Below are 25,058 nucleotides of genomic sequence, written 5' to 3'. Positions count from 1 at the left end.
CCACCTCGGCAAACTTGCGGAACTGGCCGTCATTGCCAACGGTAAGAATGAAATCACCGTCGGCCGTCGGGAAGTCCTGATAAGGCACGATGTTCGGGTGTGCATTGCCCAGACGTTTCGGCGCATTGCCGGTAGTCAGGTAGTTCATTGCCTGGTTCGCCAGGCATGCGACCTGTACATCCAGCAAAGCCATATCGATGTGTTGCCCGCCACCGTCGTGATCACGATGCGCCAGCGCCGCCAGTATCGCCACGGTCGAATACAGCCCCGTAAGAATGTCCGTCAGCGCCACTCCCACCTTCACCGGCCCGGCGCCTTCATCACCTTCAGGGCGACCGGTCAGGCTCATCAGCCCGCCCAGCCCCTGAATCATGAAGTCATAACCCGCACGCTTGGCATACGGCCCGGTTTGACCGAAGCCAGTGATCGAGCAATAGATCAGATCCGGATTGATCGCCTTCAGCGACTCATAGTCCAGCCCATAGGCAGCCAGCCCACCGACCTTGAAGTTCTCGATCAGAATGTCCGACTTCGCCGCCAGCTCCCGTACCAGGTTCTGCCCTTCAGGCCGAGTGAAGTCGATCGTCACCGATTGCTTGTTGCGGTTGGCCGACAAGTAATAGGCCGCCTCGCTGGTGTTCTCCCCATAAGCGTCTTTAAGGAAGGGCGGCCCCCAGGCACGCGTGTCATCGCCATTGCCCGGGCGCTCGACCTTGATCACCTCGGCGCCAAGGTCGGCGAGAATCTGCCCGGCCCACGGCCCGGCCAGCACACGCGATAAATCCAGTACCCGCAGATGCGACAGCGCGCCCATGGTCGCTCTCCTGTTAATAGAACGCCTGCAGACCGGTTTGTGCGCGACCGAGGATCAGCGCGTGAACGTCGTGGGTCCCTTCATAGGTATTCACCACTTCCAGGTTGACCAGGTGACGGGCCACGCCGAACTCATCGGAGATGCCGTTGCCGCCCAACATGTCACGGGCCATGCGGGCGATATCCAGCGACTTGCCACAGGAGTTGCGCTTCATGATCGAGGTGATCTCGACCGCTGCGGTTCCTTCGTCCTTCATGCGCCCCAGACGCAGACAGCCTTGCAGGGCCAGAGTGATTTCGGTCTGCATGTCGGCCAGCTTCCTCTGGATCAGTTGAGTGGCAGCCAGTGGACGCCCGAACTGCTGACGATCGAGGGTGTACTGACGAGCGGTGTGCCAGCAGAACTCGGCAGCGCCCAAGGCACCCCAGGAAATACCATAGCGTGCGGAATTGAGGCAGGTGAACGGGCCTTTCAGACCGCGCACGTCCGGGAAGATGTTCTCTTCCGGCACAAATACGTTGTCCATGACGATTTCGCCGGTGATCGATGCGCGCAGACCGACCTTGCCGTGAATCGCTGGAGCGCTCAGGCCTTTCCAGCCTTTCTCCAGTACGAAGCCGCGGATGTCGCCGGCATCGTCCTTGGCCCAGACCACGAACACATCGGCGATCGGGCTGTTGGTGATCCACATCTTGGCGCCGGTCAGGCTGTAGCCGCCGTCGACCTTGCGCGCACGGGTGATCATCGCGCCCGGGTCGGAACCGTGGTTTGGCTCAGTCAGACCGAAGCAGCCGATCCATTCGCCAGACGCCAGTTTCGGCAGGTATTTCTGTTTCTGCGCTTCAGTGCCAAATTCGTTGATCGGCACCATCACCAGCGAGGACTGCACGCTCATCATCGAACGGTAGCCGGAATCGACGCGCTCCACTTCACGAGCGATCAGACCGTAGCTGACGTAGTTCAAGCCGCTACCACCGTACTGCTCAGGAATGGTCGCCCCCAACAGGCCGACTTCGCCCATTTCGCGGAAGATTGCCGGGTCGGTTTTCTCATGGCGGAAAGCTTCAAGCACGCGTGGCGCCAGGCTCTGCTGGGCGAATTGGGCGGCGGTGTCGCGGATCATGCGCTCCTCTTCGGTGAGCTGTTGATCCAGCAGCAGGGGATCGATCCAGTTGAAGCTAGCTTTACCGCCCATGAGTGCGTCCTCGCAAATCGGTGAATTAACGTGGCATTGATCCTAGGCCCGGTTCGCCAGCGCGGCAAACGAGGATTTCGCATCCTGTTGTGCTAATTTCTCACTCCGAAACGTCGCTGAATGCCTTTTATGCGGCGCATTAGTGAGGTTGCAGTACATGCGCAGGAAGATTCCCAGTACCACGGCCCTGATCAGTTTCGAAGCCGCCGCCCGGCACGAAAGCTTTACCAAGGCTGCCGAAGAACTTTCCCTCACCCAAGGCGCGATTTGCCGACAGATCGCCAGCCTTGAGGAGTTCCTCAGTGTGGAACTGTTCCGACGCTCGCGACGCGGAGTGAAGCTGACGGAAGCAGGCCTTTCCTACAGTCGTCGGGTGGCCATGCAACTCGACGCCGTCGAGCGCGACACACTTTCGGTGATGGGCCAGCAGGGCACAAATGTGATCGAACTGGCGGTGGTGCCCACCTTCGGCACGCAATGGCTGCTGCCACGGCTCAAGGACTTCCAGCTCAAACACCCGGAAGTAACGGTCAACCTGACCAACCGCACCCGCCCGTTCCTGTTTGCCGACACTGATTTCGATGCGGCGATCTATTTTGGCGACGCCGATTGGTCGGGTACCGAATCCCACAGGCTGATGGGCGAAAATCCGATGCCGGTGTGCAGCCCCGCTCTCCTCGGCAGCAAGAAACATCTGACACCCAACGAGATTGCCGAGCTGCCTCTGTTGCAGCAAACCACCCGTCCCTACGCCTGGCGGCAGTGGTTCAACTCCCTGAACCTGAACATCCCACGCGACATGACAGGCCCGCGCTACGAGCTATTCTCCATGCTGGCCCAAGCGGCCATGCACGACATGGGCATCGCGCTGATTCCACCGTTCCTGATTCAGCGCGAGCTGGCCGAGAAACGCTTGGTGATCGCCAACCCGAGTGCGCTCTCCAGCATCAAGGCGTATTACCTGATGATTCCGGAGCGAAAGGTCGAATCGGCGTCACTCAAGGCTTTTCGCGATTGGCTGGTCAACCAGGCAAACAGCTACAGCCTAGAAGGATAAGGCCTTACAGCGATTACTAACCCGGTAGTCAGGAAAATCAAAGCCCTACAGATATAAGTATTTGTCGCAAAATCGCAGACTGTATCCGAAAGTCGTACAGACGTCCCACAAGCGCCTGCGGACGTGGCTTTGAGCCTCTATTCACGACTCATTACGGCCTATTCACGCCGCCGATGAGAAATTTTTTCAAATTCAGCCAGAATCCTTACAAGGCACGGCCTGCAAGGGATTCAGCTGGCCATCTGCGACATTCGGTCACGGGATGACTTGTAGTTAATTTTCCGTCACCCGTCATAATCCCTTGAAGGGCATAAAGTTCGCCTGCAAAATGCCGCGCCCCGCCCTGATTTGGCGGGATCGTGCTGATCGGCCGCCCCAGTCGCACCATCCGCAGTGCCTGGGTTTACTCAATAAGATCACGCAGGAGATTTGACGTGCACATTGGTGTTCCTCTCGAAACCCAGACCGGTGAAACACGGGTTGCTGCAACCCCGGAAACCATTAAAAAGCTGATCAGCCAAGGTCATAAGGTCACTGTGCAAACCGGCGCTGGCGTCAAAGCCAGCGTTGTCGACAGTGCCTATGAAGCGGCGGGCGCAACCATTGGCAGTGCCAACGATGCGTTCGCTGCCGAGCTGATTCTCAAAGTGGTCGCCCCCAGCGACGCCGAACTGGCGCTGATCAAGCGCGGCACGGTGCTGGTGGGCATGCTCAACCCCTTCAATAACGACACCATCGCCAAAATGGCCGAGTGCGGGATTACTGCGTTCGCCCTGGAGGCGGCGCCGCGTACCTCTCGGGCGCAGAGTCTCGATGTGCTGTCGTCGCAGGCGAACATTGCCGGCTACAAGGCTGTGTTGTTGGCCGCGCACTACTATCCGCGCTTCATGCCGATGCTGATGACCGCTGCGGGCACCGTGAAAGCGGCGCGCGTGCTGATTCTCGGCGCGGGCGTGGCCGGGTTGCAGGCGATTGCCACGGCGAAACGTCTGGGTGCGGTGATCGAAGCGTCTGACGTGCGTCCGGCAGTGAAGGAACAGATCGAATCCCTCGGCGCGAAGTTCGTCGATGTGCCTTACGAGACTGACGAAGAGCGTGAATGCGCGGTCGGTGTCGGCGGTTACGCTCGCCCGATGCCAGCGAGCTGGATGCAACGTCAGGCCCAGGCTGTGCACGAACGCGCCAAGCAGGCCGACATCGTCATCACCACCGCACTGATCCCGGGCCGCAAGGCACCCGTATTGCTGAGCGCGGAAACCGTGGCGCAGATGAAGCCAGGCTCGGTGGTCATCGACCTCGCAGCAGCTCAGGGCGGCAACTGCCCGCTGACCGTGGCTGATCAGGTCGTGGTGGAGAACGGCGTGACCATCGTCGGCCCGACCAACCTGGCGGGTGAAGTCGCTGCAGACGCCTCGGCGCTGTACGCACGCAATCTGCTGGACTTCCTCAAGCTGGTGTTCACCAAAGAAGGCCAGTTCGACGTCAACCTCGAAGACGACATCGTCGCCGCGTGCCTGATGTGCCGCGACGGCCAAGTCATCCGCAAAAACGCCTAAGCAGGGATTCAGACGATGGAAGAGCTTATCTCCCCCGGTATCTACAACCTGATCATCTTCGTGCTGGCGATTTATGTCGGTTACCACGTGGTCTGGAACGTTACACCTGCGCTGCACACGCCGTTGATGGCAGTGACCAACGCCATTTCGGCGATCGTGATCGTCGGCGCCATGCTGGCCGCCGCGCTCACCGTTACGCCGCTGGGCAAGACCATGGGCACCCTCGCCGTAGCGCTGGCTGCGGTCAATGTGTTCGGTGGCTTCCTGGTCACCCGCCGCATGCTTGAGATGTTCAAGAAGAAAGCCCCGAAAGCAAAAGAAGAGGCGCCGAAGTAATGAGCATGAATCTCGTCACGACGCTCTACCTGATCGCGTCGATCTGTTTCATCCAGGCCCTCAAAGGCCTGTCGCACCCGACCACCTCGCGGCGCGGCAATCTGTTCGGCATGCTCGGCATGGCGCTGGCCATCCTCACCACCATCGGCCTCATCTATAAGCTCGGTGCTGAGCTTGCAACTGCCGGCATCGGTTACGTGATCGTCGGCCTGCTGACCGGCGGCACTGCCGGTTCGATCATGGCCAAGCGCGTTGAAATGACCAAGATGCCGGAACTGGTCGCGTTCATGCACAGCATGATCGGTCTGGCGGCGGTGTTCATCGCCATTGCCGCCGTCGTCGAGCCGCAATCGCTGGGCATCGTCAAGCAACTGGGCGACTCGATTCCGGCGGGCAACCGCCTGGAGCTGTTCCTCGGCGCGGCGATTGGTGCAATCACCTTCTCCGGTTCGGTGATCGCCTTCGGCAAGCTCTCGGGCAAGTACAAGTTCCGCCTGTTCCAAGGTGCGCCGGTACAGTTTGCCGGTCAGCACAAGCTGAACGCGGTACTCGGTCTGGCGACACTGGTGCTCGGCGTGACCTTCATGCTCACCGGCAACCTCGCAGCGTTCGCACTGATGCTGGCCCTGGCGTTCGTGATGGGCGTGCTGATCATCATCCCGATCGGTGGCGCCGACATGCCGGTGGTGGTGTCGATGCTCAACAGCTATTCGGGCTGGGCGGCGGCGGGTATCGGCTTTTCGCTGAACAACTCGATGCTGATCATTGCCGGTTCGCTGGTGGGTTCGAGCGGCGCGATCCTCTCGTACATCATGTGCAAGGCGATGAACCGTTCTTTCTTTAATGTACTGCTCGGCGGTTTCGGCAACACGGCTGACGCTGGCCCGGCCGGTGCGAAAGAAGCCCGTCCGGTGAAATCCGGCTCGGCCGACGACGCAACGTTCCTGCTGACCAACGCCGACACCGTGATCATCGTCCCGGGTTACGGCCTGGCGGTGGCCCGCGCGCAGCATGCCTTGAAAGAGCTGACCGAGAAGCTGACCCATCGCGGCGTGACCGTGAAGTATGCAATCCACCCGGTGGCCGGTCGTATGCCGGGGCACATGAACGTGCTGCTCGCCGAGGCCGAAGTGCCTTACGACCAGGTGTTCGAGATGGAAGACATCAACTCCGAGTTCGGCCAGGCCGACGTGGTGCTGGTGCTCGGTGCCAACGACGTGGTCAACCCGGCCGCGAAGAACGATCCGAAATCGCCGATTGCCGGCATGCCGATTCTCGAAGCGTTCAAGGCCAAGACCATCATCGTCAACAAGCGCTCGATGGCCAGCGGCTATGCCGGTCTGGACAACGAACTGTTCTACCTGGACAAGACCATGATGGTCTTCGGCGACGCGAAGAAAGTCATCGAAGACATGGTCAAAGCGGTCGAGTAATCCTCCGTGGCGGCACCCAACGCCCCGACTTGTCGGGGCGTTTTTGTTTGCGCAAAACGTCGGACAATTTGCCACGTTGTTGCAGATCCAGTAACGGTGTTTTACTTGAAACCCGCTAAATAGACGCCTCGTTTGCGACCTTGGTAGCGGGACAGGCGCCCGTGAAATTCACTAGACTGCGCATCCTGCTACTCGCTTCCCGAGAAAATAATCCATGTACCGTGACCGTATTCGCCTGCCTTCGTTGTTGGATAAAGTGATGAGCGCCGCCGACGCCGCCGCGCTGATTGAAGACGGCATGACCGTCGGCATGAGCGGCTTCACCCGCGCTGGCGAAGCCAAAGCCGTCCCTCACGCACTGGCCGAGCGAGCCAAGGTCACGCCGCTGAAGATCAGCCTGATGACTGGCGCCAGCCTGGGCAACGACCTCGACAAGCAACTGACCGAGGCTGGCGTACTGTCGCGCCGCATGCCGTTCCAGGTCGACAGCACCTTGCGCAAGGCGATCAACGCCGGCGAAGTGATGTTCATCGACCAGCACCTGTCGGAAACCGTCGAGCAACTGCGCAACCAGCAACTGAAGCTGCCGGACATCGCGGTGATCGAAGCCGTGGCCATCACCGAGCAAGGCCACATCGTGCCGACCACCTCGGTGGGCAACTCGGCGAGCTTCGCGATTTTCGCCAAGCAGGTGATTGTCGAGATCAACCTGGCGCACAACGCCAACCTCGAAGGCCTGCATGACATCTATATCCCCACCTATCGCCCGACGCGCACGCCGATTCCGCTGGTGAAAGTCGACGATCGCATCGGCAGCACCGCGATCCCAATCCCGCCGGAGAAAATTGTCGCCATCGTCATCACCCAACAGGCGGACTCGCCGTCCACGGTGTCGACACCGGATGTCGACACCAACGCCATCGCCGAGCACCTGATCACCTTCTTCAAGCAGGAAGTCGACGCCGGGCGCATGACCAACAAGCTCGGCCCGTTGCAGGCCGGGATCGGCAACATCGCCAACGCGGTGATGTGCGGCCTGATCGACTCGCCGTTCGAAGACCTGACCATGTACTCCGAAGTGCTGCAGGACTCGACCTTCGACCTGATCGACGCCGGCAAGCTAAGCTTTGCGTCGGGCAGCTCGATCACATTGTCGGAGCGGCGCAACAGCGACGTGTTCGGCAACCTGGAGAAGTACAAGGACAAACTGGTGCTGCGTCCGCAGGAGATCTCCAACCACCCGGAAGTGGTGCGCCGCCTGGGTATCATCGGCATCAACACCGCGCTGGAGTTCGACATCTACGGCAACGTCAACTCCACCCACGTCTGCGGCACGCGGATGATGAACGGTATCGGCGGTTCGGGGGACTTTGCGCGCAACGCGCACCTGGCGGTGTTCGTGACCAAATCGATCGCCAAGGGCGGCGCGATTTCCAGCGTGGTGCCGATGGTCAGCCACGTTGACCACACGGAGCATGACGTCGACATTCTGGTGACCGAAGTCGGTCTGGCTGACCTGCGCGGCCTGGCCCCACGCGAACGCGCCCGAGTGATCATCGACAACTGTGTGCACCCGGACTATCGCCAGGCGCTGAACGACTACTTCACTGCAGCGTGCGCCATCGGTGGCCACACCCCGCACATTCTGCGTGACGCCTTGAGCTGGCACATAAACCTGGAAGAAACCGGGCACATGCTGGCGGTGTAATTCATACAGTCAAAACCGCCGATGCAAACACAGTTTGTTTCGGCGGTTTTTTCATCAGCCTCTTCTGGAAAAAACTGTACTACTGTACCGGTGTTTTCCTACAGCTTTTTCCTACCAACTCCCCCGAATCGAGCAAAAATGCACCAGTTAAGTGCAGACAGGTACAGTTTGCTCAATTTTGACCCGTACACCCCCTATAAACAGTTAACTGGTCACTCACAATACAGTTGAACTGTATCTAGAGAGACTAGGCAAACGAGAGGATCATGGGCACCAGTCAAACCACTACCTGATCCCGCCACAAGCGGAAGGATGTCAACCATGGAACGTACACTCAGTTCCGAACTGTTCTTCGAAGACAAAGCTGCAAAAACCCAGGCTTCCCTGCCTCTGCGCGTTATCGCCAACCTGATGTTGTGGCAGCGCCGCATCTCCAGCCGCCACCAACTGGCTCGTCTGGATTCGCGTCTGCTGGCTGACGCCGGTATCAGCGAAGCACAACGCTACGAAGAGCTGAGCAAGCCGTTCTGGCGCTAAGTAGCGTCGCTGGCTCTGGTCGTTAGACCCACCGCCAGCAACCCGAATCGAACAAACAAGACCCGTCGCGGGAAACCGCGACGGGTCTTGTCGTTTCAGGGTTCGAAAACGCCCGTACAGCTTGGTTTTGGAAGTACAAGTACAGTTTCTAGCAATCAATATCTGAACCAGTACAATTTTCCATTGGTGTATCTGCCGACCAAACTGCATCGGGCGCAGCATGTCCTTAACCCATCTCGGCTTAAGGGAAACGCCATGAAAGACTTACAGGATGTTTCGGAAATTTCGGCTCAACCTCTCATTCACTCACACCCGCTGCGGCGCCTTTTTCGAAGCCTGTGGCAAGGGCTGGAGCGCGCCAGAACGCGGCGCTTGCTGGCTCAACTGGATAACCGCGATCTGGCGGATCTGGGCTTAAGCCACGCCGATCGACTGAATGAACTGGAGAAACCCTTCTGGCGCTAGCATTTTGCCCACTGTGCGAACCCGGCGCGCAGGCCTAATATCGCCGCCAGAACGTGGCGAATCTTCTGTAACCCGCGTCTGACTCATCAGACACAAGCCACCTCTCTATACGGTTTACTTTCAGGAGATCCACCATGTCCCGTCTTCGCCTGCTCAGCGCTGCCGCCTTGCTGGCCGTGGCTGCCAATGCCAGCGCATCCAGCTTCATCGTGACCACCGACGCAGTGGTTGGCGCATTGAAGTCCTCTTCCGACGCCACCTCCGATGCCACCTCGTCCCTGCGCGACAACAAGGTTGTAATCGCCGCTCGGGACGACGCTGCCAGCTTCGTCGCCAGCGAAGGCCAGATCCGCGGCGTGAAATTGGAAAGCGCTCTGGACCTTATTCGCCACCAGGCACCGCAATTGAACGCGACTGACGCTCAACTGGCGCAAGCCATCCTGGCGATCTGATCCTGCATTGCTTGAAGGGACACGCAAGACGTGTCCCGATGTTTCGCCGCTGGCTCTGGCCCGGGCGTTTGCGCTAGCCTTGGGGCTCGTTAACAGCTATCGAGCCCCATGCGTTTACTCAAACTGCTTTTCCCTTCTGTCCTGATCAGCGCCTGCTGGGCGACGTCGGTCGATGCCTTTGATGTCTCCACGCAAAACACCGTGGTCAGCCTTTGGGCGACCGGCATGGTGTCTTCCGCACCGTTCGACCGTAAACTGATCATCGCTGCTCACGATGATGCGGCTGCGTTTGTTGCCAGTGACGGTGAATTGCGAGGCGCGCAGCTCGAATCCGCACTGCATTACCTACGCAAGAGCCGACCAAAACTTCATGCTGGCGACCTTGAACTGGCGCAGGCAATTCTCGTCCAATAGCTATCCTGATCCCTCGTTAACATTGCCCCTCCGGAGTCGTTCCATGCGTAGCCCGCTGATTGCTGCCGCCCTTGGCCTGTTGTTGTTGGCCGATGTGGCCCAGGCGCACACCCTGGTAGCCACCAGTAACATCATCGTTCGCGCCTCCCAGCGCACCGTTGATTTCACCTCAGACACCACCACCTCGATTCGCGACTCGAAAATCATCCGTGAAGCCCACGACGATGCCGCCAGCTTCGTCGCCAGCAATGGCGACATTCGTGGCGCCAACCTCGAAGCGGCCTTCAATACCTTGCGCAGCCGCGTGCCGGAAGCCCGCGACGCTAGCGACCAGGTATTGGCCGAAGCCATTCTCGCCCTGTGAAGTCACTCAGCGCCTGGCTGCTGGCCAGCGCGTTGTTGCTCCTGGGCAACAGCGCCCACGCCAGCCTGCAATTGCGGCTCAAGACCGACGGTCTGAGCCCTGCCGAACAACAGGCCAGCCAGGCGCTGCTCGATGAAGCGATGCAGAAATTGCCGCCGCGCTTCATCGAGCAACTGGACCGGCGCATTGATGTCGGCTGGACCGACGAAATGCCCGACAACGCCTATGGCGAAGCGGCGCTGGTCTCCGAACTCGATCTGAACCGCAAACTGCTCGCCGGCCTCACCGACGGTAGCGCGGCCAAAGAGAAAACCAACCGCCCCCACGGCACCGTGCGCCAGGAACTGCTGGCAACCGTGCTGCACGAACTCACCCACATTTATGACCGCGCCCGCCTGTGGCCCGCCGCCGAACGCACGCTGATCCAGCGCTGCACTCGGCGCAGCAACAGCGCGGGCCTGATCGGCATTCCCGATGAATGTCGCGGCCAGAACGGTCGCCGCTTCACCCTCAGCGATGACCCACGCCTGCTCGACCTCGCCGGCTGGCAGCAATACGTCGGGCGCCGCGGCGAGCGCGAACAGCACAACCGGCAGATCGCCCGCAGCCCGGACCTTTACGAGATCTCCAGCCCCAAGGAGTTCGTCGCGGTCAACATGGAGTATTTCCTCCTCGACCCGAGCTACGCCTGTCGGCGTCCGGCGCTCTATCGCTACTACCAGGAACGCTTTGGCTGGACCCCGCCCGCCAAGGACACCTGCAGCAAGACCTTTGCGTTTCTCAACGCCGGTAACGACTTTGCCAAACAGCCGCTGGGCCAGGTCGATCCGGAACGGGTTTACGCCGTCGACTACCTGCTGGCGGAGGCCAACCAGAACTGGGTCAGCCGCTGGGGCCACAGCATGTTGCGCCTGGTGATCTGTGCACCCGGCCGACCACGGGGTCCGGATTGCCGGCTCGATCTGGATCAACATCTGGTGCTGTCCTACCGCGCTTTCGTCGGTGATGTGCAGCTGTCTAGCTGGGATGGACTGGTCGGCAAGTACCCGTCGCGGCTGTTCGTACTGCCACTGGCGCAAGTGATCGACGAGTACACCAAAACCGAAATGCGCAGCCTCGCTTCGGTACCCCTGAACCTGTCGCGTACCGAGATTGAAGAGGTGGTCGAACACGCCGCCGAGATGCATTGGAGCTACGACGGCAACTACTTCTTCCTGTCCAACAACTGCGCCGTGGAAAGCCTGAAACTGCTGCGCAGCGGCAGCAACAACAAGCAACTCGTCGGTCTGGACAGCATCATGCCCAACGGTTTGCTCGAAGTGCTCAAAGGCCGTGGCCTGGCCGACACCAGCGTGCTGGAAGATCCGAAAGAGGCCTTGCGGCTGGGCTACCGATTCGACTCGTTCCGTGATCGCTATCAGGCGATGTTCGATGTGTTGAAGAAGCAGTTGCCGATCAAACAGACCAGTGTCGAAGAGTGGCTCTCACTTTCCGCCGAAGAACGTCGTCAGTGGTTCGAGCGTGCAGACCTGCGCACCAGTGCCGCGTTGTTGCTGCTGGAACAGGCGAGCTACCGTCGCCAGTTATTGCTGGCCCAGGATGAGGTCAAGCAGCGCTACCTCGGCGCTCGGGAGCTGGAAAACGGTGGCATGGACAAAGCCAACGCGACCTTGCAGGAGATTCTTGCCAACAGCGGCTTCCTCAGCCGTCCGGCGGAGTTGCTCGACTCCCATGGCTACGGCCTGCCGCAGCCAAGCGAATTCGGTCGTCTGGAAGCTGAAAGCAGCCAGCGCCAGAAACAACTGCTGGCGCTGAGCGGCGACCTGGACAAAGAAGTACGGGCACTGCTGGAGCCCAAGCGCGCTGCGGAAATTGCTGCCTGCGAGGCCAACGTGAAGCAGGTTGGCGAGCATTTGCGCAAATTGCACAAGGCATCCGGCGGACTTGAGCTGCCCTGAAAAAAAATCGCAGCCGTAGGGCTGCGATCTTTTTAGGGTCTGTCGATCAGTTCAAAACACCGTCCAGAATTTCGTAGACGATCCCGGTACCTACCGCGATCAGCACAATGTCACCGCCGGCACGGCGCCATTCATACCCCGGGTACACCGGCAAGCGACTCAAAGCCCGACCGTCCAGCCGTTCCCCATAGTAGCCATGAGGAAGCGGCCGGCCTCGTTCCAGGCGGATGCCTGGAGGTGGTGGGGCACCGCGAACGAAGTAGCCGTGATTGTCGCGAATGGTCTGACGGATCGGCCCGAAGTCGCGCGGTGGGCCGCCGCGGTGGTCGTTCTGCGGGCCGCGATTATCGTAATGGCCCTGTGGCGGGCCGCCGTGGCCATAATCGTCACGCTGATCGGCGCTGGCGAGCAGCGGTGTCGCGCTGATCATCAGCACGCCCAGACTGGCAATCAGACGTTTCGGCATTTTCATGGGGGTTTTTCCTCACTGCACTAACAGCAAAAAGGGATTCAGAACGTGGTTCTGAATCCCTCGGTCTTGCTCATTAGGTTGCGCAGCGAGACGCTAATTCCTCTGTATCAGGAACTTTACTTTCAGCTGACGCGGGCCTGACGCACGCCTTCGGACAGCGCTTTGCACAGACCCAGCACACCATCGACAGCCTGGGCCGGCGTGGTCGCATTGGCGATATGATCGATCAGTGCCGAACCCACCACCACACCGTCGGCCAAACGAGCGATGGACGCCGCCTGCTCCGGAGTCCGGATACCGAAACCGATGCTGATCGGCAGGTCAGTGTGTCGACGCAGACGAGTCACCGCTTCCTCGACGTGTTCCAGGGTTGCCGCACCGGCACCGGTCACACCGGCCACCGACACGTAGTAAACAAACCCGGAACTGCCGTTGAGCACCTTCGGCAGACGCGCATCGTCGGTGGTCGGGGTGGTCAGGCGGATGAAGTCCAGGCCCGCAGCCTGCGCCGGATCGCACAGTTCATTGTTGTGCTCCGGCGGCATGTCGACCACGATCAGACCGTCGACGCCCGCTTCCTTGGCGTCAGCGATGAAACGTTCAACGCCATACATGTGGATCGGGTTGAAGTAGCCCATCAGCACCAGCGGCGTGTCGCTGTTGCCTTCGCGAAACTCGCGAACCATTTGCAGGGTTTTCGCCAGATTCTGCTTGGCGCCCAATGCACGGATGTTCGCCAGTTGAATCGCCGGGCCGTCGGCCATCGGGTCAGTGAACGGCATGCCCAGCTCGATCACGTCGGCGCCAGCACCCGGCAAACCTTTGAGGATCGCCAGCGAGGTGTCGTAGTCCGGATCACCGGCGGTGACGAAGGTCACCAGCGCGGCGCGATTCTGTTCTTTGAGGTCGGCAAAACGGGTTTGCAGGCGGCTCATCAGTGTTTCTCCTGCTTCGACTGTTCCATATGGTGCATGACGGTCTGCATATCTTTGTCGCCACGGCCGGACAGGTTGACCACCATCAGGTGATCCTTCGGCAGTTTTGGCGCGCGTTTGAATACTTCAGCCAACGCATGAGCGCTTTCCAGCGCCGGGATGATGCCTTCGAGGCGGCAGCACTGGTGGAACGCGGCGAGGGCTTCGTCGTCGGTCACCGAGGTGTACTGGACGCGGCCGATATCATGCAACCAGGCGTGCTCGGGGCCGATGCCTGGGTAGTCGAGGCCGGCGGAAATCGAGTGGGCGTCGATGATCTGGCCATCGTCGTCTTGCAGCAGGAACGTGCGGTTGCCGTGCAGCACACCCGGTACGCCGCCGTTGAGGCTGGCCGCATGTTTGCCGGTTTCGATGCCGTAACCGGCCGCTTCGACGCCGATGATTTCGACGCTCTGGTCGTCAAGGAACGGGTGGAACAGGCCCATGGCGTTGGAACCGCCGCCGATGCACGCCACCAGGCTGTCCGGCAGACGACCTTCCTGAGCTTGCAGCTGCTCGCGGGTTTCCTTGCCGATCACCGCCTGGAAGTCGCGCACCATGGCTGGATACGGGTGCGGGCCGGCCACGGTGCCAATCAGGTAGAAGGTGCTGTCGACGTTGGTCACCCAGTCACGCAGCGCTTCGTTCATCGCGTCTTTCAGGGTGCCGGTGCCGGCCACTACCGGGATCACTTCGGCGCCCAGCAGCTTCATGCGGAACACGTTGGCCTGCTGACGCTCGATGTCAGTGGTGCCCATGTAGATCACGCAGTCCAGACCGAAACGTGCGGCCACGGTGGCCGTCGCCACGCCGTGCATGCCAGCGCCGGTCTCGGCGATGATGCGTTTCTTGCCCATGCGCCGCGCCAGCAGGATCTGGCCGATGCAGTTGTTGATCTTGTGCGCGCCGGTGTGGTTCAGCTCTTCGCGCTTGAGGTAGATCTTCGAGCCGCCGCAGAACTCGGTCAGACGCTCGGCGAAGTACAGCGGGCTCGGACGTCCGACGTAATCACGCTGGAAATAGGCCAGTTCTTCTTTGAATGCCGGATCTTCCTTGGCCGTTTCGTATTCACGGGCCAGATCGAGGATCAACGGCATCAGGGTTTCCGCCACGTAGCGGCCGCCGAACGCGCCAAACAGGCCGTTATCGTCCGGGCCGCTACGCAGGTTGGAGGTGTTCGAAGTCTGGGTCATGATGTGCTCCAGGTGAATTCGGGTAAGAAGACAATGGCGTCCACTCTACCCCTGACCTTCCAGGCTGAAAACCGATAAGATCGCCGCAACCTGTCAGGAAAACTCACAGATACCATGAGCCACGACCTTCCACCGTTGAATGCCTTGCGCGCGTTCGAAGCCACCGCCCGACTGAACAGCGTCAGTCAGGCGGCCGAACAGCTGCACGTCACCCACGGCGCGGTTAGCCGTCAGCTCAAGGTGCTGGAAGAGCACCTCGGCGTCAGCTTGTTCGTCAAGGACGGCCGCGGCTTGAAACTCACAGATGCCGGAGTGCGTCTGCGGGACGCCAGCGGTGAGGCCTTTGATCGCTTGCGCAGCGTCTGCGCCGAGCTGACGCAGAGCACCGCTGATGCGCCGTTTGTACTCGGCTGCTCCGGCAGTCTGTTGGCGCGCTGGTTTATTCCACGCCTGGGACGACTCAACGCGGACTTGCCGGACTTGCGTCTGCATCTGTCGGCTGGTGAAGGCGATCTCGACCCGCGGCGCCCCGGACTCGATGCCTTGCTGCTGTTCGCCGAGCCGCCATGGCCGGCCGACATGCAGGTGTACGAGTTGGCGGCGGAACGCATCGGGCCGGTGATGAGCCCGCTGTTCAGCGGTTATCAGCGCCTGCAAACCGCGCCGGCGTCCGCCTTGCTCAGCGAACCGCTGCTGCACACCACATCGCGCCCGCAAGCCTGGCCGAGCTGGGCACAGCAAAATCACCTCGACGCCAAGGCGTTGAAGTCGGGGCAAGGTTTTGAGCATTTGTATTATCTGCTGGAAGCCGCAGTGGCCGGACTCGGCGTGGCGATCGCGCCAGAGCCGCTGGTGGCCGAGGACTTGAAGGCCGGTCGCCTGGTTGCGCCGTGGGGCTTTTGCGAAACCCCGGCGCAACTGGCGTTGTGGCTACCCAAGCGCGCCGCAGACGGGCGCGCCCGGCAACTGGCGCAGTGGCTCAAGAATGAGCTGCGCCAGTCGGATCACTCGCCGCGCTTGAACAGCAAGTAAGCGGCCAGCAGACCGATTGCACCGACTGCCACACCGGCGGTGGTCCAAGGATGTTCCTGAGCGTAATCGCGGGTGGCGATGCCGGTCTCGCGGGTTTTCACTTTGACTTCTTCATAGGCATCGCTGAGCAGGCTGCGCGAATGTTTCAGCGCGCTTTCAGCGTTGCTCTTGAGCGCCTTGAGGGTCTTGCGCGACTCGTCCGAAGCGTCGTCTTTCAAGCTTTCCAACGATTTGAGCAGACTCTCGATCTCGGCTTCCATGCTTTGCAACGAGGCTTTACGTAAAGAGGTGTTGGCCATGGTGGCTCTCCTGCATTGGTGATGAGTGGCGTGTGTTGTTTGGGACTTCAGCGGTTTGAGAAAGTGCAGAAAATCTGAACTTCACTTGCATCGAGCCGCCGAAATCATCAGTGCAGATTCACTGCTAGTCTCAAATCCACACATCCAGGAGATCGCCATGAGTGACCATCACACGTACAAGAAAGTCGAGCTGGTCGGCTCGTCCACCAGCAGCATCGAAGACGCCATCAACAACGCGCTGGCCGAAGCCAACAAGAGCATCAAGCATCTGGAATGGTTTGAAGTGGTCGATACCCGTGGCCACATCAAGGACGGCAAGGCGGCGCATTTCCAGGTAACACTCAAAGTCGGCTTCCGCATTGCCAGCAGCTGAGTTTGGGCTACGCTTCTGAACTTGCGCGCTGGCCGAGTGCCATAGGAATGGCAAAGCGCTACAAGGTGAGCGCATCGGCACCGCCGGTGCCCGCCTCTTTTAATCCGACCAGGGAGTGCGACCGATGAAGAAGTTCATATTGGCAGTAGGTTTGTTGAGCCTTGCGGGTGGCGCGTTTGCTGCTGGCAAGCCGTGTGATCAGTTGGAGAAGGAAATCAAGGACAAGCTGGAAGCCAAAGGCGTACATGGTTACGCGCTGCAGATTGTCGACAAGGCCGGCAATACCGGTGCCAATGGCCAAACCGTCGGCACCTGCGAAGGTGGCAGTAAATTAATCGTCTACAAACGCGGTTGATCGCACTTGAAATGCAAAAGCCGACGCGAAGGCGTCGGCTTTTTTGTGGGCAACACATTCCCAATGTGGGAGCGGGCTTGCTCGCGAAAGCGTTATGTCAGCCGACATCCAAGGTGTCTGACACTCCGTCTTCGCGAGCAAGCCCGCTCCCACAAGGGCCGTATTCCAGAGTCAACCCTTCATGACTTGAGCCAGCAGTTCGTAGGAGTGCAAGCGATCGGCATGCTCATACAGGTCGCACGTGAAGATCAGCTCATCAGCCTGCGTCTGCTCGACCAGTACCTCCAGCTTCGCGCGGATTTTCTGCGGGCTGCCGACCATCGCCAGGCCAAGGAAATCACCCACCGCTTCTCGCTCATGGGGCAGCCATAGGCCATCCATGCTCTTCACCGGCGGGCGCTGCACCAGACTTTGCCCACGCATCAACGCGAGAATGCGCTGGTACACCGAGGTCGCCAGGTAGTCGGCCTGCTCATCGGTATCGGCCGCCACCAGCGGCACACCGAGCATCACATAAGGCTTGTCGAGTACGGCCGACGGCTTGAAGTGGTTGCGATAGACGCGAATCGCCTCGTGCATGAAACGCGGGGCGAAATGCGAGGCGAAGGCGTAAGGCAAACCGCGCTCACCGGCCAGTTGCGCGCTGAACAGGCTGGAACCGAGCAACCAGATCGGCACGTTGGTGCCGGTGCCGGGCATGGCGATCACCCGTTGATCCGGGGTGCGCGGGCCGAGGAAGCGCGCCAGCTCGGCGACGTCTTCCGGGAAATCATCGGCACTGCCGGAGCGTTCGCGGCGCAGGGCGCGGGCAGTCATCTGGTCGGAGCCGGGCGCGCGGCCCAGACCCAGATCGATGCGTCCCGGATACAGGCTTTCGAGAGTGCCGAACTGCTCGGCGATCACCAGCGGCGCGTGGTTGGGCAGCATCACCCCGCCGGAGCCGACACGAATTGTCGAGGTGCCGCCGGCCAGATACCCCAGCAGCACCGAGGTGGCGGAGCTGGCGATGCCATCCATGTTGTGGTGTTCGGCGACCCAGAAGCGCGTATAGCCGAATTTCTCGACATGCTGCGCCAGATCCAGCGAATTGCGCAGCGATTGCGCCGGGCTGCCGTTCTCGCGCACGGGCACCAGATCGAGGGTGGAAAACTTTACATCGGACAGTTGCTTCATAAACCTGCGTCTCCGAGTGGTCTGCAGGTTTTTTCTTGCGAACGAAAACCTGCCGAATTCATAAGCGTGTTCTGTGCAATGAGGGCATATACCCGAGTTTCAATACCTGAGGGAAAAATCCTACTAAAAAAGTCAACGATTCACTCGGGCTGAACTTTGTCCCGGCGTCTATCCTCAGAAGCCTTGCAAGCAAAAACCACGACGGCGCGGCGTTCCGCGCCAGATCTTGAGGAGGCAGACATGGCTATCGTGAAGAAAGCATCCGCGCATTGGGCAGGCGATCTGAAAACCGGCATCGGCTCGATCTCTACCGAGACTGGCGTGCTCAGAGAAGCGCCGTACGGCTTCAAGGCCCGCTTCGAAGGCGGCAAGGGCACCAACCCGGAAGAACTGATCGGCGCGGCGCATGCCGGCTGTTTTTCCATGGCGTTCTCGATGATTCTCGGTGATGCGGGCCTGAAGGCCGAGAGCATCGACACCCAGGCTGAAGTCACCTTGGATCAGGTCGAAGGTGGCTTTGCCATCACCGCGATCAAGTTGATCCTCAAGGCGAAAATCCCGGGCGCTACTCAGGCGCAGTTTGAAGAGCTGAGCAACAAGGCCAAGGAAGGATGCCCGGTGTCCAAGGTGTTGAATGCGAAGATTACCCTTGAGGCTTCGCTGGTCAGCTGAGTCAGCGCTGACTGACCTATTCGCGAGCAAGCCCGCTCCCACCTTTGAAATGCATTCCAATGTGGGAGCGGGCTTGCTCGCGAAGGCGATCTGAATAGCACCACCGTCTCTGAAGATGTGAGCGAAGTCAGAACCCGCGCTGCAAAAATATGGTCGAATAAGTGACAGCAGGTTCAGTGCACGCCCGTGCGCGCTGCCCCACGGAGCTTCAAAATGAAACGTATTGGCTTGGCGATCCTCTGCAGTGCACTGGCCACCTCGGTTCTCGCCGCACCCAAAGACTGCGAAGAACTCAAGAAAGAAATCGAAATCAAGATCCAGGCGAATGCCGTGCCCTCCTACACACTGGAAATCGTCAGCAAGGAAGAGGCCGACAAACACGACGCGGCGATGGTCGTCGGTACCTGCGAGTACGGCACCAAAGCGGTCATCTATCAGAAAAACGGCATCTGATCCGTCTCAGCTGAGGCAGTCGATGTCGCGATCCTCGGCGACGATTTCGTGCCTGGCGTTGTATAACCGGGCGCTTGGTGTGAAGCCGAGTGAACGGCCCTCCAGCATGTAACGTTGCCCGGCCTCGAAATGGTCGTAGCGGATGTACAGATAGCACAGTCGCTCGACAGGACCGGTCATCAGACTGCCGCCGCCGCCAAACACTTCGAAGTCGTAACGCACCCGCAGCTCATGGCTGCCGGGGGTGACCTGGAAGAAACGCCCGTCGCTCAGGCGTTGATTGTCCAGGCGCTCGGCCATGAGCAATTTGCCGCCCGGGGTCGGCGTCGAGAAATCGACCCAGGCCATTTGTGGATCGACCGGTGGCAATGGGGTCTGGCAGCCGGCGATGACGCCAAACGCGAGCAACAGCATCAACTTGCGCATGATGGATGTCTCAGGATTCAGACCTTAAGCATAACCCCGATCAAGTGCGCTGACAGCCTGCCGGTGTGCCCTGGCCGACCACATTGTGTTGCTCGTCATAGAGCTTGGCCCATGGCCGGAAACCGATGCTGCCAGCTTGCAGCTGATAACGCTGACCGGCGTTGAAGTCCTTGAATTTCACATTCAACTGGCAGTCGCGCCACAGCGGTTCGGCATCGGGGCCGATGTTGGTGGCTTCGACCGGGAATTGATAGCGCACCTGCAATTGGTGGCTGCCGGGCTCAACTTCAAAATAACGTTTGTCGACGGTCACCTTGTCATCGACTTTCAGCGCTTGCAGCGCGGTGTCCTGTTGCCGGGCATCGAGATCGATCCAGGCTTGCGAGGGGTCAGGATCGGGCATTCCGAATCCGGCACAACCGGCCAGCGTCAGCAGGCCTCCTGTCAGCATCAACATGCGCATAGCGAAGCTCCAAATGGCGGGATAGTCTTGCGGGCAGACTTTCCAAAGGATTTTTATTTTGAGCAGGCCGCTTCCAAGCCATGGGTTACTTGATCGCGTTTTTCGGATTTTGTTTCCGGGTGTGATGCTTTTGTTGCTCAACGGTTGTTCCAGCGTCAGCTATTACAGCCAGTTGGCTGGCGGCCAGTTGCAGTTGCTGCGGGCGCGTGAGCCGGTGGCGGAGGTGATTGCCGACCCGAGCCGCGACGCAACATTGCGCGCGCACCTGGTCCAGTCGCAAAAGGCCCGAGTCTTCGCCAGCGAGCACTTGCACCTGCCGGACAACCAGAGCTATCGGCTGTACGCTGACATCGGCCGGCCCTATGTGGTGTGGAACGTGTTCGCCACTCCGGAGTTTTCCCTGACGCCCCAGAGCCATTGCTTCCCGATTGCCGGGTGCGTGGCCTACCGCGGCTATTACAGTCAGAGCGCGGCCCGTGGCGAGGCGGCGCTCCAGCGCCTGCAGGGCATGGACGTGTCGATTGGCGGCGTCGAGGCCTACTCGACGCTCGGCTGGTTCAATGACCCGATTCTCAATTCGATGATGGGCTGGGGCGACGAACGCGTGGCCACGCTGATCTTTCACGAACTGGCGCACCAGCGCTTCTACGTGAAAGACGACACCGAGTTCAACGAGTCTTACGCCACCTTCGTCGAACAGGAAGGCACCCGCCAGTGGCGCGCGTTTCGCGGCTTGCCGCCGGAGAACAGCTCGTTGATCACCCAGCGCGACCAGTTCACCGTACTGGTGCTCGAGACCCGTTCACGTCTGGAGAAGCTCTATACGCAGCCGCTGCCAGCCGAACAGATGCGCGCGCGCAAAGCGGCGGAGTTCGAGCGGTTTCGCCAGAATTACCGGGTGATGCGCGACAGCCAGTGGGGCGGCGACAAGCGTTATGACACTTGGGTCAATGCGCCGTTGAATAATGCGCGGTTGTTGCCGTTCGGGCTGTATGACCAGTGGGTGCCGGCGTTTGCAGCGTTGTTCAGGCAGGTCGGGGGGGATTGGCCGCGGTTTTATGCTGAGGTCGAGAGGCTGGGTGAGCTGCCGGTGGCTGAGCGTAAGGCGGCACTTAGAGCGCTGGCCGAATCCTGATTGCGCATTGGCTGAACCGGCCCCTTCGCGAGCAAGCCCGCTCCCACAGTTGAAATGCATTCACTCTGTGGGAGCGGGCTTGCTCGCGAAGACTGACTGATCAGCGCCGCAAAAACGCCTGGTGCAACTCCGCCAGCGTTTCAAAGTGATAAGCCGGCGCCTCGGCACTCAACTCTTCAAAACTGCCAAACCCATACCCCACCGCCGCCGCATCCACGCCGTTGCTGCGCGCACCGATCAGGTCATGCTTGCGGTCACCGATCATCAGCGTATTGGCCGGATCCAGCCCTTCTTCGGCGATCAGGTGCGCAATCAGCTCGACCTTGTTGGTCCGCGTGCCATCCAGCTCACTGCCGTAGATCACCTTGAAGTGTTTAGCGAAGTCGAAGTGCCGGGCGATTTCCCGGGCGAACTCCCAAGGTTTGGAGGTCGCGATATACAGCTGTCGCCCTTGCCCGCTCAGGGTTTCCAGCAGCGGCGTGACGCCCTCGAACACACGGTTTTCGTACAGGCCGGTGACCTTGAAGCGCTCGCGGTAGAAATTCACCGCTTGCCAGGCCTTGGCCTCGTCGAAGCCATAGAACTGCATGAACGCCTGCAACAGCGGCGGGCCGATGAAGTGTTCGAGCCTGGTCAGGTCCGGCTCGTCGATGCCGAGTTTGCTTAAGGCAAACTGGATGGAACGGGTGATGCCTTCACGCGGGTCGGTCAGGGTGCCATCGAGGTCGAACAGTACGGTCTGGTAATGCATGAGAAATCCTGAGCAGGTGTAAGTCGTTTCAGAGCTGGTCGTAGCCTTCGGCCAGATGCAGGTCCTTGAGCTTCACGTAGTTCGCCGCGCTGTAGGTGAAGAAGGCTTGCTCCTTGTCGGTCAGCGGGCGGATCTGCTTCACCGGGCTGCCCACGTAGAGAAAGCCACTTTGCAGGCGCTTGCCCGGCGGCACCAGGCTGCCGGCGCCGATGATCACATCATCCTCGACCACCGCGCCGTCCATGACGATGCTGCCCATGCCGATCAACACGCGACTGCCGACGCTGCAGCCATGCAGCATGACCTTGTGGGCGATGGTCACGTCATCGCCGATCAGCAGCGGGAAGCCGTCCGGGTTGAACGGTCCGGCGTGGGTGATGTGCAGCACGCAGCCGTCCTGCACGCTGGTGCGCGCACCGATGCGGATGCGGTGCATGTCGCCACGGATCACGGTCAGCGGCCAGACGGAGCTGTCTTCGCCGATTTCGACGTCGCCGATCACCACCGCCGAGGCGTCGACAAACGCGCCTTTGCCGAGTTGCGGGGTGTGATTCTGGTACTTGCGAACGGGCACGATAAGTTCTCTCTCTGTCGCCGATAGCTGCGGTGAGTGTCGATTGTAATTAAGATGGGGCAATGTTTCCCCAGCCAAGGTGCCAACCGTGAGCGTGAACAACCCTCTTCTGCAGTCCTACGACCTGCCGCCGTTCTCCACGATCCGTGCCGAACACGTGCTGCCAGCCATCGAAACGATCCTGGCCGACAACCGCGCCGCCATCGCCGAAATTCTCAAGACCCAGGGCCAGAATCCGACGTGGGCCGGCCTGGTGCTGGCGATGGACGAACTCAACGATCGCCTCGGCGCTGCCTGGAGTCCGGTCAGCCACCTCAACGCCGTGTGCAACAGCGCAGAACTGCGCGAAGCCTACGAGTCGTGCCTGCCGGCCCTGAGCGCCTATTCCACCGAGATGGGCCAGAACCGCGAATTGTTCCAGGCTTATGAAGCGTTGGCCAACAGCCCGGAAGCCGCCGGTTTCGATGTGGCGCAAAAAACCATTCTGGAACACGCCCTGCGCGATTTCCGTCTGTCGGGTATCGACCTGCCGGAAGCCGAACAGAAGCGTTACGCCGAAGTGCAGAGCAAACTGTCCGAGCTGGGCAGCCGCTTCTCCAACCAGTTGCTCGACGCCACGCAAGCCTGGACCAAGCACGTCACCGACGAAGCCGCCCTCGCCGGCCTGACCGATTCGGCCAAGGCGCAAATGGCCGCCGCCGCGCAGGCCAAAGGCCTCGACGGCTGGCTGATCACACTGGAATTCCCGAGCTACTACGCGGTGATGACCTACGCGCAGGACCGTGCGCTGCGTGAAGAAGTCTACGCCGCCTACTGCACCCGTGCGTCGGATCAAGGCCCGAACGCCGGTCAGAACGACAACGGCCCGGTGATGGAAGAGATCCTCGACCTGCGTCAGGAGCTGGCCAAGCTGCTGGGCTTCGCCAGTTTCGCCGAGCTGAGCCTGGCGACCAAAATGGCCGAGTCCAGCGATCAGGTGCTGAGCTTCCTGCGCGACCTGGCCAAGCGCAGCAAGCCGTTCGCCGCGCAGGATCTGCAGCAGCTGCGCGCCTACGCCGCCGAGCAGGGCTGCGCTGATCTGCAAAGCTGGGACAGCGGTTTCTACGGGGAAAAACTCCGCGAGCAACGCTACAGCGTCGCTCAGGAAACGCTGCGCGCCTACTTCCCGATCGATAAAGTCCTCGGCGGTCTGTTCGCCATCGTCCAGCGCCTGTACGGCATCGAAATCGCTGAACTGAAAGGCTTCGATACCTGGCACCCGGACGTGCGCCTGTTCGAAATCAAGGAAAACGGCCAGCATGTCGGCCGCTTCTTCTTCGACCTGTATGCACGCGCCAACAAGCGCGGCGGTGCGTGGATGGACGGCGCCCGCGACCGTCGCCGCACCGTCGACGGCGTGCTGCAAAGCCCGGTGGCGAACCTGGTGTGTAACTTCACCCCGGCCGACAGCGGCAAGCCTGCGCTGCTGACCCACGATGAAGTGACCACCCTGTTCCATGAATTCGGCCATGGCCTGCATCACCTGCTGACCCGCGTTGATCACGCCGGTGTCTCCGGGATCAACGGCGTGGCGTGGGATGCGGTCGAGCTGCCAAGCCAGTTCATGGAAAACTGGTGCTGGGAGCCGGAAGGCCTGGCGCTGATCTCCGGTCACTACGAAACCGGCGAACCACTGCCGCAAGACCTGCTGGAAAAAATGCTCGCAGCGAAGAACTTCCAGTCTGGGCTGATGATGGTGCGGCAGCTGGAATTCTCGCTGTTCGACTTCGAACTGCACGCCACCCACGGTGACGGTCGCAGCGTGGCCCAGGTGCTGGAGGGCGTGCGCGATGAGGTGTCGGTGATGCGTCCACCGGCGTACAACCGCTTCCCCAACAGCTTCGCGCACATCTTCGCCGGCGGTTACGCGGCGGGTTACTACAGCTACAAGTGGGCGGAAGTGCTGTCAGCCGATGCCTTCTCCAAGTTCGAAGAAGACGGCGTGCTCAACGCCGAGACCGGGCGCGCCTTCCGCGAAGCGATTCTGGCGCGTGGCGGTTCGCAGGCGCCGATGGTGCTGTTCGTCGACTTCCGTGGCCGTGAGCCATCGATTGACGCACTCTTGCGCCATAGCGGCCTGAGTGAGGACGCAGCAGCATGAGTGAGGCACCTGTGATTACCAAGAAGCGCTTTATCGCCGGGGCTGTCTGCCCGGCGTGCAGCGAGCCGGACAAACTGATGATGTGGAACGAGGACAGCGTGCCGCACCGCGAGTGCGTGGCCTGCGGTTACTCGGATACGCTGAACGAGCAGGGGTTGTCGGTTCCCAAGGAACTGGGCACGCGGGTCAATACCAGCGCGCTCAAGCCGGCGGCGGACAAGACGGTCCAGGCCGTGCAGTTTTTCCCGAATCCGAAACTGAAGAAAAAGTCCGAAGACTGAGCC

The 25,058-nt window shown here is 60.5% G+C and carries 30 protein-coding genes (1 of these 30 cut by a window edge); 19 read left to right on the top strand and 11 right to left on the bottom strand.

Features of this window, described 5'->3' with window-relative positions; all coding sequences use genetic code 11:
• Positions 1–814: the 5' portion of a CaiB/BaiF CoA-transferase family protein gene (locus tag V9L13_RS21400; protein WP_338800472.1), read on the bottom strand. 407 nt of this gene lie to the left of the window's left edge; 814 of the gene's 1,221 nt are visible here — the first part of the coding sequence; the start codon lies at positions 812–814; the stop codon falls past the left edge of the window.
• 13 nt (positions 815–827) lie between these two features.
• Positions 828–2,009, bottom strand: coding sequence for an acyl-CoA dehydrogenase (locus V9L13_RS21395; RefSeq protein WP_338800471.1), 1,182 nt, complete (start codon positions 2,007–2,009; stop codon positions 828–830).
• 157 nt (positions 2,010–2,166) lie between these two features.
• Between V9L13_RS21395 and V9L13_RS21390 the strand changes: the two genes are divergently transcribed.
• From V9L13_RS21390 to V9L13_RS21340, 11 genes are all read left to right on the top strand, one after another.
• Complete coding sequence (locus tag V9L13_RS21390) at positions 2,167–3,066, top strand: LysR family transcriptional regulator (protein ID WP_045122242.1); 900 nt, start codon at positions 2,167–2,169, stop codon at positions 3,064–3,066.
• Positions 3,067–3,500: 434 nt separating this feature from the next.
• Positions 3,501–4,622, top strand: a complete 1,122-nt coding sequence (locus V9L13_RS21385) for a Re/Si-specific NAD(P)(+) transhydrogenase subunit alpha (RefSeq protein ID WP_003220418.1) — start codon at positions 3,501–3,503, stop codon at positions 4,620–4,622.
• A gap of 15 nt (positions 4,623–4,637) precedes the next feature.
• Positions 4,638–4,958, top strand: coding sequence for an NAD(P) transhydrogenase subunit alpha (locus V9L13_RS21380; RefSeq protein WP_003220416.1), 321 nt, complete (start codon positions 4,638–4,640; stop codon positions 4,956–4,958).
• Positions 4,958–6,391, top strand: coding sequence for an NAD(P)(+) transhydrogenase (Re/Si-specific) subunit beta (locus V9L13_RS21375; protein WP_338800470.1), 1,434 nt, complete (start codon positions 4,958–4,960; stop codon positions 6,389–6,391). Before V9L13_RS21380 ends, V9L13_RS21375 begins: the two co-directional genes overlap by 1 nt.
• Positions 6,392–6,605: 214 nt before the next feature.
• Positions 6,606–8,099: an acetyl-CoA hydrolase/transferase family protein gene (locus V9L13_RS21370; protein ID WP_003220411.1), complete on the top strand. Its 1,494-nt coding sequence runs from the start codon at positions 6,606–6,608 to the stop codon at positions 8,097–8,099.
• Between the two features lie 321 nt (positions 8,100–8,420).
• Complete coding sequence (locus V9L13_RS21365) at positions 8,421–8,636, top strand: DUF1127 domain-containing protein (RefSeq protein WP_003220409.1); 216 nt, start codon at positions 8,421–8,423, stop codon at positions 8,634–8,636.
• Between the two features lie 255 nt (positions 8,637–8,891).
• Entirely contained in the window at positions 8,892–9,101 is a 210-nt protein-coding gene (locus tag V9L13_RS21360; protein ID WP_103483936.1) for a DUF1127 domain-containing protein, read from the top strand.
• A gap of 134 nt (positions 9,102–9,235) precedes the next feature.
• On the top strand, positions 9,236–9,553 hold the full coding sequence (locus tag V9L13_RS21355) for a DUF2388 domain-containing protein (RefSeq protein WP_003220405.1): 318 nt from the start codon (positions 9,236–9,238) through the stop codon (positions 9,551–9,553).
• Between the two features lie 108 nt (positions 9,554–9,661).
• Positions 9,662–9,967: a DUF2388 domain-containing protein gene (locus V9L13_RS21350; protein ID WP_003220403.1), complete on the top strand. Its 306-nt coding sequence runs from the start codon at positions 9,662–9,664 to the stop codon at positions 9,965–9,967.
• Positions 9,968–10,010: 43 nt separating this feature from the next.
• Positions 10,011–10,331 (top strand): DUF2388 domain-containing protein, encoded by a 321-nt coding sequence (locus V9L13_RS21345; protein ID WP_003220401.1) that lies wholly within the window; start codon positions 10,011–10,013, stop codon positions 10,329–10,331.
• On the top strand, positions 10,328–12,289 hold the full coding sequence (locus V9L13_RS21340; RefSeq protein WP_338800469.1) for a DUF4105 domain-containing protein: 1,962 nt from the start codon (positions 10,328–10,330) through the stop codon (positions 12,287–12,289). Before V9L13_RS21345 ends, V9L13_RS21340 begins: the two co-directional genes overlap by 4 nt.
• A gap of 46 nt (positions 12,290–12,335) precedes the next feature.
• Here the strand turns inward: V9L13_RS21340 and V9L13_RS21335 are convergent, their stop codons facing one another.
• From V9L13_RS21335 to trpB, 3 genes are all read right to left on the bottom strand, one after another.
• Entirely contained in the window at positions 12,336–12,761 is a 426-nt protein-coding gene (locus V9L13_RS21335; protein ID WP_338800468.1) for an anti-virulence regulator CigR family protein, read from the bottom strand.
• Between the two features lie 122 nt (positions 12,762–12,883).
• Positions 12,884–13,696 (bottom strand): tryptophan synthase subunit alpha, encoded by an 813-nt coding sequence (trpA, locus tag V9L13_RS21330; protein ID WP_338800467.1) that lies wholly within the window; start codon positions 13,694–13,696, stop codon positions 12,884–12,886.
• Complete coding sequence (gene trpB, locus V9L13_RS21325; RefSeq protein WP_338800466.1) at positions 13,696–14,928, bottom strand: tryptophan synthase subunit beta; 1,233 nt, start codon at positions 14,926–14,928, stop codon at positions 13,696–13,698. The genes trpA and trpB overlap by 1 nt, the downstream gene beginning before the upstream one ends.
• A 114-nt stretch (positions 14,929–15,042) precedes the next feature.
• Here trpB and V9L13_RS21320 point away from each other — a divergent pair, with 114 nt between their 5' ends.
• Positions 15,043–15,960: a LysR family transcriptional regulator gene (locus tag V9L13_RS21320; protein ID WP_338800465.1), complete on the top strand. Its 918-nt coding sequence runs from the start codon at positions 15,043–15,045 to the stop codon at positions 15,958–15,960.
• Here the strand turns inward: V9L13_RS21320 and V9L13_RS21315 are convergent.
• A complete protein-coding gene (locus tag V9L13_RS21315) occupies positions 15,933–16,259 on the bottom strand; it encodes a DUF883 family protein (RefSeq protein ID WP_003220391.1) in 327 nt (108 codons plus the stop codon). The genes V9L13_RS21320 and V9L13_RS21315 overlap by 28 nt on opposite strands.
• A 157-nt stretch (positions 16,260–16,416) precedes the next feature.
• Between V9L13_RS21315 and V9L13_RS21310 the strand changes: the two genes are divergently transcribed.
• Together V9L13_RS21310 and V9L13_RS21305 are read left to right on the top strand one after the other, a co-directional pair.
• On the top strand, positions 16,417–16,632 hold the full coding sequence (locus V9L13_RS21310; protein WP_003220389.1) for a dodecin: 216 nt from the start codon (positions 16,417–16,419) through the stop codon (positions 16,630–16,632).
• 124 nt (positions 16,633–16,756) lie between these two features.
• Complete coding sequence (locus tag V9L13_RS21305) at positions 16,757–16,987, top strand: DUF1161 domain-containing protein (protein WP_226500676.1); 231 nt, start codon at positions 16,757–16,759, stop codon at positions 16,985–16,987.
• A gap of 171 nt (positions 16,988–17,158) precedes the next feature.
• Here V9L13_RS21305 and V9L13_RS21300 read toward each other — a convergent pair whose 3' ends face one another.
• Positions 17,159–18,160, bottom strand: a complete 1,002-nt coding sequence (locus V9L13_RS21300) for an LLM class flavin-dependent oxidoreductase (RefSeq protein WP_103483943.1) — start codon at positions 18,158–18,160, stop codon at positions 17,159–17,161.
• A gap of 240 nt (positions 18,161–18,400) precedes the next feature.
• Here V9L13_RS21300 and V9L13_RS21295 point away from each other — a divergent pair, with 240 nt between their 5' ends.
• Both V9L13_RS21295 and V9L13_RS21290 read left to right on the top strand, forming a co-directional pair.
• On the top strand, positions 18,401–18,832 hold the full coding sequence (locus V9L13_RS21295) for an OsmC family protein (RefSeq protein ID WP_007962818.1): 432 nt from the start codon (positions 18,401–18,403) through the stop codon (positions 18,830–18,832).
• Between the two features lie 213 nt (positions 18,833–19,045).
• Positions 19,046–19,285 carry a DUF1161 domain-containing protein gene (locus tag V9L13_RS21290; protein ID WP_338800464.1) on the top strand — a complete coding sequence of 80 codons (240 nt, stop codon included), beginning with the start codon at positions 19,046–19,048 and terminating at the stop codon, positions 19,283–19,285.
• A gap of 6 nt (positions 19,286–19,291) precedes the next feature.
• Here the strand turns inward: V9L13_RS21290 and V9L13_RS21285 are convergent, their stop codons facing one another.
• Together V9L13_RS21285 and V9L13_RS21280 are read right to left on the bottom strand one after the other, a co-directional pair.
• The gene (locus tag V9L13_RS21285; RefSeq protein WP_338800463.1) at positions 19,292–19,711 is read right to left on the bottom strand and encodes a hypothetical protein; all 420 of its coding nucleotides are present in this window, start codon (positions 19,709–19,711) and stop codon (positions 19,292–19,294) included.
• A 40-nt stretch (positions 19,712–19,751) separates the two neighbouring features.
• Complete coding sequence (locus V9L13_RS21280) at positions 19,752–20,174, bottom strand: hypothetical protein (protein ID WP_003220379.1); 423 nt, start codon at positions 20,172–20,174, stop codon at positions 19,752–19,754.
• Positions 20,175–20,232: 58 nt separating this feature from the next.
• On the opposite strand from V9L13_RS21280, the gene V9L13_RS21275 reads away from it, so the two are divergent.
• Positions 20,233–21,309 carry an aminopeptidase gene (locus V9L13_RS21275; protein ID WP_338800462.1) on the top strand — a complete coding sequence of 359 codons (1,077 nt, stop codon included), beginning with the start codon at positions 20,233–20,235 and terminating at the stop codon, positions 21,307–21,309.
• Between the two features lie 100 nt (positions 21,310–21,409).
• Here V9L13_RS21275 and V9L13_RS21270 read toward each other — a convergent pair whose 3' ends face one another.
• Together V9L13_RS21270 and V9L13_RS21265 are read right to left on the bottom strand one after the other, a co-directional pair.
• Positions 21,410–22,060, bottom strand: coding sequence for an HAD family hydrolase (locus V9L13_RS21270; RefSeq protein ID WP_226500679.1), 651 nt, complete (start codon positions 22,058–22,060; stop codon positions 21,410–21,412).
• Positions 22,061–22,088: 28 nt separating this feature from the next.
• Positions 22,089–22,634, bottom strand: a complete 546-nt coding sequence (locus V9L13_RS21265; protein ID WP_103519928.1) for a gamma carbonic anhydrase family protein — start codon at positions 22,632–22,634, stop codon at positions 22,089–22,091.
• Positions 22,635–22,722: 88 nt separating this feature from the next.
• Here V9L13_RS21265 and prlC point away from each other — a divergent pair, with 88 nt between their 5' ends.
• Both prlC and V9L13_RS21255 read left to right on the top strand, forming a co-directional pair.
• Positions 22,723–24,774 carry an oligopeptidase A gene (gene prlC, locus V9L13_RS21260; RefSeq protein WP_338800461.1) on the top strand — a complete coding sequence of 684 codons (2,052 nt, stop codon included), beginning with the start codon at positions 22,723–22,725 and terminating at the stop codon, positions 24,772–24,774.
• Positions 24,771–25,055: a YheV family putative zinc ribbon protein gene (locus tag V9L13_RS21255; RefSeq protein WP_003220371.1), complete on the top strand. Its 285-nt coding sequence runs from the start codon at positions 24,771–24,773 to the stop codon at positions 25,053–25,055. The genes prlC and V9L13_RS21255 overlap by 4 nt, the downstream gene beginning before the upstream one ends.
• The last annotated feature ends 3 nt before the right edge of the window (positions 25,056–25,058 follow it).

The sequence above is a fragment of the Pseudomonas sp. RSB 5.4 genome, from assembly GCF_037126175.1.
In the GTDB taxonomy this organism is placed as follows: domain Bacteria; phylum Pseudomonadota; class Gammaproteobacteria; order Pseudomonadales; family Pseudomonadaceae; genus Aquipseudomonas; species Aquipseudomonas fluorescens_H.
This window is presented reverse-complemented; position numbering and strand designations above follow the sequence as displayed.